This window comes from Saccharopolyspora sp. 6M (assembly GCF_020176775.1).
Lineage (GTDB): Bacteria > Actinomycetota > Actinomycetes > Mycobacteriales > Pseudonocardiaceae > Saccharopolyspora_C > Saccharopolyspora_C gregorii.
In genome coordinates, this window is record NZ_JAIUJZ010000196.1 from 1 (window position 1) to 11,394 (window position 11,394).

The following is an 11,394-nucleotide window of genomic DNA, read 5'->3' on the forward strand; positions in this document are numbered from 1 at the left end:
CCGCCCGCCGCCGGGGCGGGCGGCGTCTCGCTCACGCCGTTCCCTCTGCCCCGCCCCCGCGCGCCCCCCCCCCCCCCCCCCCCCCCCCCCCCCCCCCCCCGACCCGAAGGTGCAGATCCAGCAGGCCATCGAGGATGCGCAGCGCCAGCACCAGGCACTCTCCCAGCAGGCGGCCTCGGTGATCGGCAACCAGCGGCAGCTGGAGATGAAGCTCAACCGGCAGCTCGGCGAAGTCGAGAAGCTGCAGTCCTCGGCCAGGCAGGCCCTGGTCATGGCCGACCAGGCGCGCGCCGAAGGCGACCCCGCCAAGGCGCAGAAGTACGAGGAGACCGCCACGCAGCTGGCCAGCCAGCTGGTCACCGCCGAACAGGGCGTGGAAGACCTCAAGACGCTGCACGACCAGTCCCTGCAGGCGGCCGAGCAGGCCAAGCAGGCGGTGGACCGCAACTCCCAGATGCTCCAGCAGAAGATCGCCGAGCGCACCAAGCTGCTCAGCCAGCTGGAGCAGGCCAAGATGCAGGAGCAGGCGTCCAACTCGCTCAAGCAGATGAGCGATCTCGCCGCCCCCGGCAACACGCCCTCGCTGGACGAGGTGCGGGACAAGATCGAGCGGCGCTACACCACCGCGCTCGGCGAGGCGGAGCTGGCGCAGAACAGCGTGCAGGGCCGGATGATGGAGGTCCAGCAGGCCTCCCTCGACGCCGCGGGCTCGAACCGGCTGGAGCAGCTGCGCGCCTCCATGGGCGGCGGCCAGCAGCAGGTCACCAGTGGCGAGCAGGCGGGCGGCCAGACCGCGGAACCGGCGACCCGGCCGCAGCAGCAGCAGAACCCGCAGACCGGGCAAGCCTGATCGAGCCGGACGATGCCACCGCGGAAGAACGAGCTCGCGGCATGGGGCGAGGCCGCGCTGCGCGAGCTGCGCGGCCCCGTCGTCGGTGAAGTGCGCCGCAAGCTCGCGCAGTGGCGCGACCCGCGCGCGCGGCTGCTGCGCAAGCGCAAGCGGGCGCGGCAGAACGCCACCGCGGGCACCGTCGGCACCGGGGTGCTCGGCGTCGGCGCGTACGGGGCGTACGCGCCGCACGCGTTCGGCCTCCCCGTCGGCGCGGGCGCGCTGGAGACGATGCTCGACGTCGCCGCGTTCGGCGTCGGCGGAGTCGCCGTCGCCGCCGCGTTCGGCACCGTCGCCGAATGGCGGCGCTACCGGCGGCTGCTCCGGACCCCGTTGCCCGAAGCCGCCCCGGAACCGGTGGAGCTGCCGCCGAACGGCTCGCAGGCCCGGGAACCGATGCGGCTGCTGCGCGACGCCGAGCAGAGCCTGCACCAGGCGTTGACGCAGCTCGGCGGCGGCGGGTTCGAGGAGGCCACCGACGCGCGGGCCACCGCGGACCGCGCCGCGACCGCGCTGCGCGAAGTCGCCTCCCGCCTCCAGGCGGTCGAAGCGGCGTTGCCGCACGTACCCGCCACCGAGCAGGCCGACCTGCGCGCGGACGTGCGGCGGCTGCGCGCCGAACTCGACGAGGGCGTCGAGGGCTACCGCTACCTGGTCGCCGCCGCCGGGCGGGCCGTCGCCGCCAGCGGCGCCCCCGAGCAGCGCCACGCCGTGCAAGACGCCACCGACCGGCTCGCCGGGCTCGCCACCGCGCTGCACGAACTCGGCTGGGGCAGCGGAACCGCCGGATCGGCGGACCAACCTCGCACCTGAGCGGCGAAACCGCAGGTCGCGAACCCGGGTGATGACTCCACGTGGCCCCGGGTGACTTATCTCTTCACCCGGATGACCCCGTTACGGGTTGATTATGTGATGCCGAATAGTAATCTTCCCAGCGTCGCTACGTTACGTGGCGGCGATCCCCGCGGGTGGGGACAGTCGGGGAGGGCGATGTGGCGTTGTGGACCGTGCACGGCAACGGTCGTCAGCTGGTCGACGACGCGGTCGTGGGGTCCGGTGAACGGCTCAGCTGGCCGTTGACCTTCGGGTTCGGGTTCCAGCACCTGATCGCCATGTTCGGCACCACGACCCTCGTCCCGCTGCTCACCGGTTTCCCCGCCTCCACCACGCTGCTGCTGTCCGGCCTCGGCACGCTGCTGTTCCTGCTCGTCACCCGCAACCGGGTGCCCGCGTACCTCGGCGCCTCGGCCGCCTTCGTCGTCCCGATGGGCGCGGCCGTCGACCACGGCGGAGCCACCCCGGGCGCGCTGCTCGGCGCGATCATGATCGTGGGCCTGGTGGTGTTCACCTTCGGGGTCGCGGTCAAAGCGCTCGGCGTGCGGCTGCTCGAATCCGCGATGCCCCCGGTGGTCACCGGGGGCATCGTGCTGATGATCGGGCTCAGCCTCGCGCCGCAGACGGTGAGCTCGTTCAGCGCGCAGCCCGTGCCCGCCGCGATCACCCTCGCCGTCGTCGTGCTCGCCACCGTGCTCAGCCGCGGCATGCTGCGGCGGCTCGCCGTGCTGCTCGGCGTGCTCGCCGGCTGGACCTGCGCCGCGCTGCTCGGCCAGGTCGACCCGGCTCGGCTGGACGCCGTCGCCCGCGCCCCCTGGTTCGGGACGCCGGAGTTCGTCACCCCGCAGATGCACCTGTCCGCGGTGCCGTTCGTGGCGCCCATGGTGCTGGTGGTGCTCGTCGAACTCGTCGGCAACGTGAAGGCCGTCGGGGCGATGAGCGGGCGCAACCTGGACGGCCAGGTCGGGGACGCGCTCATCGGCGGTGGGCTCGCCACGGCGCTCTCCGGAGCGGGCGGCGGTTCGGCGCTCAGCAGCCACGCCCCGAACGTGGGGGTGATGGCCGCGGCCCGCGTGTACTCCACCGCCGCCTGCATGATCGCCGCGGTCGCCGCCGTGGTGCTCGCGTTCTGCCCGAAGTTCGGGGCGCTGCTCGGCACCATCCCGGTCGGCGTGCTCGGCGGCGCGCTGCTCGTCGTCGTGGGCGTGCTCGCGCTCGTGGGGGTGCGGATCTGGAGCGAGGCGGGCGTGGACTTCGCCGATCCGGTGAACCTCGCGGTGCTCGGGACCGCCCTCGTCGCCGGGGTCGGCGACCTGACGCTGTCGCTGGGGGCGCTGCGCTTCACCGGGCTGGTGTGGGGTTCCATCGGCATCGTGCTCGTGTACCCGGTGCTGCGGGGACTCGCCGACGCGGTCTCCGCGCGCCGGGATGCTTAGCGGTGGGGGACGGGTTGGCAGCGGGGGCAGTGGTAGGTGACCCGCTCCGCACCGCCATCGCGGTGGACCGGGCCGCCGCAGCGCAGGCAGGTCCGGCGGCCGTACACCCAGTAGCGGGCATCCCGGCGGAGATCGCCCGTGGTGGACCGCTCCGGGCTCCACGCGTTGCGCAGCAGCAGGTCCCGGCACAACCGCACCGCCCGCTCCGCGTCGACCTCCGCCACCGGGGAGTGCGGGGAGCGGCGCAGCAGGAAGCACACCTCGGTCCGGTAGATGTTGCCGACACCGGCCAGCACCGACTGGTCCAGCAGCGCCGCACCGATCTCGCGGGCCGGGTCCGCGGTGAGCCGCCGCACCGCCTCCGCCGCCGACTCCGGACCCCACTCCGGTGACAGCAGGTCCGGGCCCAGGTGACCGACCAGCGAGTCCTCGTCGGCGGTGCGCACCCAGCGCATCCCGCGCAGGTCGAACCCCACCGCGGTCCGGCCCGGTACCTCCAGCACCGCGCGTGCCCGGTGCGCCGGGCGGCGCCATCGGCCACCCGGCGAGTACAGGTGCCACGCGCCGTCCATGCCCAGGTGGCTGTGCAACGTCCGCTCGCCGGTGAAGCGGATCAGCAGGTGCTTGCCGACCGGGCGCGCCTCGCGCACCACCCGGCCGCGCAGCTCGACCTCGGCCAGGCGCGGATGGCGCAGCTCGCCGCGCACCACCTCGGCCCCCGCCAGCGCCTCGTCGAGGCGCCGGCAGGTCAAGAACACCGTGTCGCCCTCCGGCATCAGGCTCCCGGTCGGGCGTCGCCGTCGAACTCGTCCAGGTCCTGATCGCCCGGGTCGTCGTCGAACGAGTCGTCCGGCAGCGGATCCCGGCGGCGGCCGGCGCGCAACGTGCGGGCCAGCAGCAGGTTGAAGCCCAACGCCACCTCCCGGGCACCCGGCGTCCCCCACTGGTGGATCGGCATGCACGCGCCCTGCGCCTGCTGCACCGCGAGCCGGTCCGGCAGCGCCACCGGCATCACCAGCGGACCGAAGATCTCCCGCAGCTCCTCGATGCGGAACTGGTGCTCGTGCGACCGCGGCCGCACCCGGTTCACCACCACGCCCAGCGGTTGCAGGCGCGGGTTGTTCTCGGCCCGCTCCGCCTGCACCGCCTCGAACGCGCGCTGCACCCCGGACACCGCGAAGATCGTCGGCTCGGTCACCAGCAGCGCCCGGTCCGCCGCGATCAACGCCGAACGCGTCAACCTGCCCAGCGACGGCGGGCAGTCCAGCAGCACCAGCTGGTACGGCAGCTCGCCCTCCGCGATCAACGCGTCCAGCGTCGACAGCGCCTCGGTGAGCTTCGCCAGATCGCCCCCGCCGTCGTGCGGGCCGCCGTTGTGCAGCTCGGCGTCCTCCGACCCGACCAGGACGTCGACCTCCGCGCCCCACCCGCTCGGCGCCACCGCCGCGCGCAGCACCTCCGCCCGCGGATCGGACAGCACGTCGCTGAGACCCAGCCGGGTCTCGTCCGGCTCCAGCGCGGCCGTCGCGTTGCACTGCGGATCCAGGTCCACCACCAGCGTCCGAGCGCCGCGGCGCATGGCCGCCGATGCGAGCCCGAGCACCACGGTCGTCTTCCCGACACCGCCCTTGAGGCTGAGCACTGCCACCGTTTGCACGCCCGTAGCCTACGGAACCGGACCGATCACGTGTGCTGCTGCGCCCACCGTCCCGCCCCGCCGGTGCGTCGCCCGGTCTGACCCGCCATTACGCTGCTGGCCATGAGATCCGACGCCGTCGACCGGGTGCTGGAAGAAGAGATCACCGAAGCCCGAACGCGCCGGGACGGCCGCCCGCCCCGAGTCCTCGACGTGGGCGGCGGCAGCGGGGTGTGGGCGGTGCCGCTGGCGAGCGCGGGCTGCGAGGTCACCGTCGTCGACCCCAGTCCCAACGCGCTCGCCACCCTGCAGCGCCGCGCCGCCGACGCGGGCGTCGACCGGCTCATCACCGCGCTGCAGGGGGACACCGAGGCGCTGCACGCCTTCGCGCCGCCCGGTGGGGCGGACCTGGTGCTCGGCCACGGCCTGCTCGAATACGTCGACGACGTCGCCGGATCGCTGGCCTCGCTCACCGCGGCCACCGCGCCCGGTGGAGCGGTGTCGGTGCTCGTGTCCAACCGGTACGCCGCGGTCCTCGCCAGCGCTCTCGCCGGGCGGCCGGCCGACGCGCTGCACGTGCTCCGCGACCCGGACGGCCGGTACCGGGGCGGCGGCGACACCGTGCTGCGCCGCTTCGACGGCGACGAGCTCGCCCGGCGGATGCGCGAGGCGGGGCTCGACGTGGAACTGGTCCAGGGGCAAGGGGTCTTCACCGACCTCGTGCCGGGGTCCGTCGCCGAGGGGCAGGGCGCCGACGCGCTCGCCGAACTGGAACGCGCCGCCGCGGCCACGCCACCGCTGCGGGACGTCGCCACCCGGCTGCACGCCGTCGGACGGCTCCGCGGCTGACCCCGAAATCCCACGTCGCACCGGGGGATTGCGCCGATCGGTTGATCCGACGGGATGATGTCGGCAACCTCCGAGGCGCGACCTGACCCCTGCGGGTAGTCGTGACGTCGCCGGAACCGTATCCTCGACGGTGACGCCCCCAAGCGTTCGCCGGGTTCCCACTCCGGAGGCCTGCCCTCCGGGTTCCGGCGCCACTGAGTTACCTGTGCCGGAGGAGGAGCCATGCCACTCTCCGAGCACGAGCAGCGACTGCTCGACCAGATCGAGCGCGCGCTCTACGCCGAGGATCCGAAGTTCGTCTCCACCGTGCGTGGCGGCCGGTTGCACCGACCGTCGCGGCGGCGTCGCCTGCAAGGCATCGCCGTCTTCGTGCTGGGGTTGATCCTGCTGGTGCTCGGCGTGGTGATACCGGTCAAACCGGCCGATATCCCCGTGGTGAGCGTGGTCGGCTTCCTCGTGATGTTCGGCGGAGCAGTTCTGGTGCTGTCCGCGATGCGTGGTGGCAGCCAGGAAGCGGAATCCGAGGGGGAGGGGAGCGCAGGCCCGGCGTCCGGTGGAGACCGGAAGAAGTCCGAGCCGCGAGCGCGCGGTTCCTTCGCCCAGCGGATGGAAGAACGCTTCCGGAAGCGGTTCGAGCAGTAGTCCCGACAGGGACGGCGGAGGCCGGAGATCGTCGACCTCAGGGTCGGCGATCCGTCCTCATCACCTAGCCCGATGGTCCTTCGACCGTCGGGCTGGTTTCGTTTCCGGGGGTGTTCGGGAGCCGTCGCCGGGGCTCGGCTCCGGGGCGAGGCGTCCGCAGCGGGTGGCCGGGAACCGGGCGACCGCCGCGTCCGCTCCGGATATCAACCTGATCACCCGGCGGATCGAGGTTCGGTCGATCAGGTTCCTGGCCTGATCTGGAGTCCTCGATCAGGGTCTCCGCTCGGTCGGGGCAGTGGTCGGTCAGGACTCCGGCCCGATCAGGACTCCGGCCGATCGCGGCGGGCCGCCGGCAACACCGACCGGGGGACCAGGCGGTGCCGCCAGGGGAGCGGTGCACCGTCCCGCAGCGCCGCCAACGCCCGGGGGAGCGCCTCGGCGGGCGCGGCGATCCCGGTGGCCACCGAGTGCCCGGCCGGGGCGTACCACTCGTGCTCCACCGCCGTCACCAGGTCGTCGACCGAGCGCGCCGCGTCCTCCGGCAGCTCCGCCGACTCGACGAGCGCGGTGGCGGTGGAGCGGACCGTGCCCGAGGCGTCCGGGCGGTGTCCGCTGCGGTCGGTGTGCTCGTCGAGCAGCTCGTCCCACGCCGCGCTCGCCGCACCGGCGGCACCCGACCGCACCACGGCGAGCCGCCGCCTGCGGCGGAACTCGCGCAGTCCCAGCGGAGCCGCGCCCAGCGCCAGCACCGCCAGCGGCACCGCACCCACCGCGATCCACGCGCCGGACCCGCCGGGGCGGTCCGCCTCCGGAACGGGCGGCTGCGCCGCGTCGCCGGGAGCGGGGGTCTGCGACGGGGCCGTCGAGGGCTCCGGGGACGGCTGCTGGGATTCGCCGGGCGCCGTGGTCGGGGACGGTGCGGGCGCGGGCGCGGGCGGGCTCAGGTACTCCGGCAGCGCGGTGCGGCCGTCGGTCAGCGGCGTCGGGTCGAACGTCACCCAGCCGTAGCGGGGGAAGAACGCCTCCACCCACGCGTGCGCGTCGTTCGTGGTGATCACGCGCTCGTCGCCGTCCCGGTGGCCGGGGGTGAAGCCCACCGCGACCCGAGCCGGAACGCCCACCGACCGCAGCAGCACGCCCATCGAGGAGGCGTACTGCTCGCAGAAGCCCCGCTTGCCGCGGAACAGGAAGTCCTCCAGCGCGTTCCCGCTCGTCGACGGCGCCGTGCTCAGGTCGTACCGGAACCCGTTGGACCGGTCTGTGAAGAACCGCTGCAGGGCCGCGGCCTTGTCGAAGTCCGTCGGGGCGTCCGCGGTGATCCGGCGGGCCAGGTCCGCGATGCGCGGCGACACCCCGCTCGCGTCCGAGTAGGCCGGGTCGACCGACGCCGGGCCGCTCGCCGCGCGCAGCTGCTGCGGCGACGGGGACGGCAGCGCCACGTCCTCCACGTACGGCCTGCTCTCCTGCCGGACCTGGGTGAACACCACGCCGCTCGTGGGGTCGTAGTTCCACTGCAGGCCCATGCCGGTCACCCCGCGCGGCACCCCGAAGATCGGCAGCCACGGGTCGCGGTAGCCGACCGGGTCGATCCGCACCGTCGCGGACGGGCCCGCCGCCAGCGTCTCGGTGCCGTCCGGCAGCGGCAGCGGGTGCTGCCCGGCGTCCACGCCCGAGGTCAGCTTGCCCAGCTCCCAGCCGCGGCCCGGGTCGAAGTGCTGCAAGGTCATGGCCCGCAGGTAGGTGGGCTGCGGCAACCCGCTCACCCGGAACAGGTCCACCGGGTCGTCCCGGTCCAGCTGCCCGCGCAGCGACGTGAACGGCCGCAAGCCGATGCCGCCGTTCGCCGAGCCGTAGCCGGTGGACGCCCCACCCGGCAGCCGGCCCTCGGTGCCGACCCCGGTGAACACCACCCCGCTCAGCACCGCCAGCACCCCGGCGGCCGCCACCAGCACCACGCCCCGGTGGTCGAACCGAGCCAGCGGCGAGGAGGCCGACGCGGTCTGCCGGTGGCTGCCCGCGCACGCCAGCAGCAGCGCGAAACCCGCCGCACCGGCTGCGAACGTCCACCACGGCAGCATGTTCGGCGCCAGCGAAGCCGGGATCGCCACCACGCACAGCAGCACCAGACCGGCCACCGCGGGCACGCCCGCGGCCACCGCGATCACGTCCACCAGCAGCGCGACCACACCGAGGCCGAGGCACAGCAGCACCTGCAGCGGGGGCTCCGCCGGAACCGGCGGCACGCCCTCCCTGGCCACCTGCATCGCCTGCCCCAGCAGGCCGGACAGCTCGCCGAACGCCGCCGGACCGGGCAGGAACCCGAGCACCGCCTGCCCGGTGAACAGCGCCGAGAGCAGCACCACCAGCGCGCACAGCTGCGCGAGCCCCACCAGCGGCGGCCACCAGCGCAACGTGCGACCCAGCAGGCCGACACCGGCCACCACGGCCACCGCCAGCGCCACCGGCAGCACCCAGCGCGCATCGCTCACGATTCCGGTGAACCCCGTGGACACCGCCAGCGAGGACACCGCGGCGGCCGTCGTGGCCACCGCCGTCGTGCCCGCCGGACGAACCCGGGTGCTCACGACACCACCCCCGGAGCCGCCGAGGCGACCTGGCACAACCGGCCCCACGCGCCCGCCATCGACGAGCGGGGACCGTCGACCACCACCACCGACCAGCCGGACGCGCGCAGCCGGTCCGCGGTGCGCTGCGGGGAGAAGGAACCGTCCGCGGGATCACCCGCCCACGTCCGCACGTCCAGCAGCAGCGCCAGGCTGCGCGCGCGCTCCGGGCGCAGCCGGGACAGCTCCTGCACCCCGGCCGTGCTGGTGGCGCCCAAGATCGCGATCAGCTCCTGCCCGCTGCCCGGGTCCTGCGGGCACACCAGGTCGCGCTGCGCGGACGGCCGCACCGCCGCCAGCGCGTCCAGCATCGCCGCGTCGTCGTGGCCGCCGTCGAACGGGCCGGGACCGCCGCTGAGCGTCGCCGCGTCCTCGGTGACCAGCCGCACCTGCTGGCCGTGCGCGTGCAGGTGCGAGCAGATGCTGGCCGCCGCCGAGACCGCCCACTCCAGGCTCGCCGCCGCTCCCGTGCCGCGGTGCGCCGCGGACCGCCGGTCCAGCAGCACCGTCACGCCGCCGTGCCAGGGCCGCTCCTCGACGCGCACCATCAGCTCGTCCCGCTTGGCGGTGCTCTTCCAGTGCACCCGGCGGATGTCGTCGCCGTGCCGGTACTCCCGCACCATCGTGTCGTCGTCGCCGTGCCCGGCGCGCAGCCGCGTCGAGCCGTCCTCCCCGGTGCCGAGGCCGGAACCGGCGGGCAGCCCGCCCAGCGGCACCACCTTCGGCACCGCGACCAGCCTGCTGCGCCCGGCGAGCTCGTGCTCGAACTCGGTGAGCCCGAACGGGTCGCCGATCCGGGTCCGCAGCGGGCCGATCTGGTGGATGCCGCGCAGCCCCGGGCTCGCCGGGTATTCCAGCACCGCACCCGACCTGGGCACCGACTCCAGCCGGAACCGCGGCCGGCCGCCCAGCGCGTGCGGCACCCCGTCCTCCAAGCGCAGACCGCCCATCGGCACCGCGGATGTCCCCGTCAGGTGCAGGCGCACCGAAGCGTTCCCGCCCACCGGGACCCGGCCCGGCAGCACCTCGCGCCGCGCCCGGATGCCGTGCTTCACCCGGCCCGCCAGCAGCAGCGCCAGCAGCGGCAGCACCACGACGAACGCCGCGATCCGCAGCAGGTCCCGCTCGTCGAGCACCACCGAGCACACCGCCGCGGCCAGGCCCGCCGCCAGCAGGCAGCGACCCCGCACCGTCAGGCCGGACAGCACGCGACTACCGCCGGGGCCCGGAGTCGCCCCGCGGCACCTCGACCCGGCGCAGCAGCGAGCGCACCAGGTCGGAAGCGGAACGCCGGGTCGCGCGGGCCTCGCTGGTCAGCACCAGGCGGTGCGCCAGCACCGGCACCGCCACGTCCTGCACGTCGTCCGGCACCACGTACTCCCGGCCGGACAGCGCGGCCTGCGCGCGGGCCGCGCGCACCAGCTGCAAGGTCGACCGGGGTGAGGCGCCGAGCCGCAGCTCCGGCAGCGTGCGCGTCGCGGTGACCAGCTCGATCACGTAGCGGCGCAGCTCGGTGCTGACGTGCACGTCGCGGACCGCCCGCAGCAGCGCGCGCACCTGGTCGGCGTCGGTGACCGGCCGCAGCTGGTCCATCGGATCGCGGCCCGCGTGCTCGTCGACCATCGCGAGCTCGGCCTGCTGGTCGGGGTAGCCGATGGACACCCGCGCGGTGAACCGGTCGCGCTGCGCCTCCGGCAGCGCGTAGGTGCCTTCCATCTCGATCGGGTTCTGGGTGGCGATGACCATGAACGGCGCGTGCAGCTCGTAGGTCTCGCCGTCGACCGTGACCTGGTCCTCCTCCATGCACTCCAGCAGGGCGGACTGGGTCTTCGGGGAGGCGCGGTTGATCTCGTCGCCGACGACGATGTTCGCGAACACCGGGCCGGGCCGGAACTCGAAGGCCTCCGCCTGCCGGTTGTAGAGCGAGACGCCGGTGATGTCGCTGGGCAGCAGGTCGGGGGTGAACTGGATGCGGTTCACCGTGCAGTCGATGGAGCGGGCGAGGGCCTTCGCCAGCGAGGTCTTGCCGACGCCGGGCACGTCCTCCACCAGGAGGTGGCCTTCGGCGAGCATGGTCACCAGCGCGATCCGGACCACGTCGGGCTTGCCGACGAGGACCTGCTCGACGTTGGCGGCGATGCGCTGCACGGTGCCGTGCAGCGCGGCGATCGTCGCGGGTTCGGACTCCCGCACGTACCCGCCGCTGCCGCGGGAAGCCGCGTCGGCGTGCCCGCCACCGGCGAACGCGGTGCCGGACGTGGGCATGTTGGGCGTCACGAAACCTCCAGGTGTTCGCTGAGCGCCGCGGCGTGCCGCCGTCCGCGTCGACGAGGGCCGCCGACTCCGTCGACCGGTGACGGGGGCTCGGCGATCGCGCGCTCAGGTGCCTCCGCAGTGTGCCAAACCGCAGGCGGCCGCCGTACCGGTGCCGGTGGCCTGGGGCGTTCCCCACGTTCCCCCACCGGAGCCCCCGGACGCCCCGCT

General features: G+C 74.5%; 9 protein-coding genes and 1 pseudogene. 5 read left to right on the forward strand and 5 right to left on the reverse strand.

All coding sequences use genetic code 11. The features are described 5' to 3' along the window. Window positions 1–100: 100 nt before the first annotated feature. The 3 genes and pseudogenes from LCD31_RS23075 to LCD31_RS23085 all read left to right on the forward strand — a co-directional run. Window positions 101–850, forward strand: a pseudogene (locus LCD31_RS23075) (PspA/IM30 family protein); the annotation flags it as partial. Between the two features lie 12 nt (window positions 851–862). After that, window positions 863–1,702: a hypothetical protein gene (locus LCD31_RS23080; RefSeq protein ID WP_224961172.1), complete on the forward strand. Its 840-nt coding sequence runs from the start codon at window positions 863–865 to the stop codon at window positions 1,700–1,702. Window positions 1,703–1,881: 179 nt separating this feature from the next. After that, window positions 1,882–3,159, forward strand: a complete 1,278-nt coding sequence (locus LCD31_RS23085; RefSeq protein WP_224961174.1) for a uracil-xanthine permease family protein — start codon at window positions 1,882–1,884, stop codon at window positions 3,157–3,159. Here LCD31_RS23085 and LCD31_RS23090 read toward each other — a convergent pair. Both LCD31_RS23090 and LCD31_RS23095 read right to left on the reverse strand, forming a co-directional pair. Continuing rightward, window positions 3,156–3,935, reverse strand: a complete 780-nt coding sequence (locus tag LCD31_RS23090) for an Fpg/Nei family DNA glycosylase (protein WP_224961176.1) — start codon at window positions 3,933–3,935, stop codon at window positions 3,156–3,158. The genes LCD31_RS23085 and LCD31_RS23090 overlap by 4 nt on opposite strands. Beyond that, entirely contained in the window at window positions 3,935–4,816 is an 882-nt protein-coding gene (locus tag LCD31_RS23095) for a ParA family protein (RefSeq protein ID WP_224961178.1), read from the reverse strand. Before LCD31_RS23095 ends, LCD31_RS23090 begins: the two co-directional genes overlap by 1 nt. Window positions 4,817–4,918: 102 nt before the next feature. Here LCD31_RS23095 and LCD31_RS23100 point away from each other — a divergent pair, with 102 nt between their 5' ends. Both LCD31_RS23100 and LCD31_RS23105 read left to right on the forward strand, forming a co-directional pair. After that, window positions 4,919–5,644 carry a bifunctional 2-polyprenyl-6-hydroxyphenol methylase/3-demethylubiquinol 3-O-methyltransferase UbiG gene (locus LCD31_RS23100; protein ID WP_224961180.1) on the forward strand — a complete coding sequence of 242 codons (726 nt, stop codon included), beginning with the start codon at window positions 4,919–4,921 and terminating at the stop codon, window positions 5,642–5,644. Window positions 5,645–5,866: 222 nt separating this feature from the next. Continuing rightward, window positions 5,867–6,286, forward strand: coding sequence for a DUF3040 domain-containing protein (locus tag LCD31_RS23105; protein ID WP_224961181.1), 420 nt, complete (start codon window positions 5,867–5,869; stop codon window positions 6,284–6,286). Window positions 6,287–6,606: 320 nt separating this feature from the next. Here the strand turns inward: LCD31_RS23105 and LCD31_RS23110 are convergent, their stop codons facing one another. Genes LCD31_RS23110 through LCD31_RS23120 form a run of 3 tightly spaced genes read right to left on the reverse strand, consistent with a single transcriptional unit; the run spans window position 6,607 to window position 11,187 of the window. Then, window positions 6,607–8,871, reverse strand: a complete 2,265-nt coding sequence (locus LCD31_RS23110) for a DUF3488 and transglutaminase-like domain-containing protein (protein WP_224961183.1) — start codon at window positions 8,869–8,871, stop codon at window positions 6,607–6,609. Next, a complete protein-coding gene (locus LCD31_RS23115; RefSeq protein WP_224961185.1) occupies window positions 8,868–10,118 on the reverse strand; it encodes a DUF58 domain-containing protein in 1,251 nt (416 codons plus the stop codon). The genes LCD31_RS23110 and LCD31_RS23115 overlap by 4 nt, the downstream gene beginning before the upstream one ends. A 4-nt stretch (window positions 10,119–10,122) precedes the next feature. Beyond that, complete coding sequence (locus LCD31_RS23120) at window positions 10,123–11,187, reverse strand: MoxR family ATPase (protein ID WP_224966784.1); 1,065 nt, start codon at window positions 11,185–11,187, stop codon at window positions 10,123–10,125. Between the last annotated feature and the right edge of the window lie 207 nt (window positions 11,188–11,394).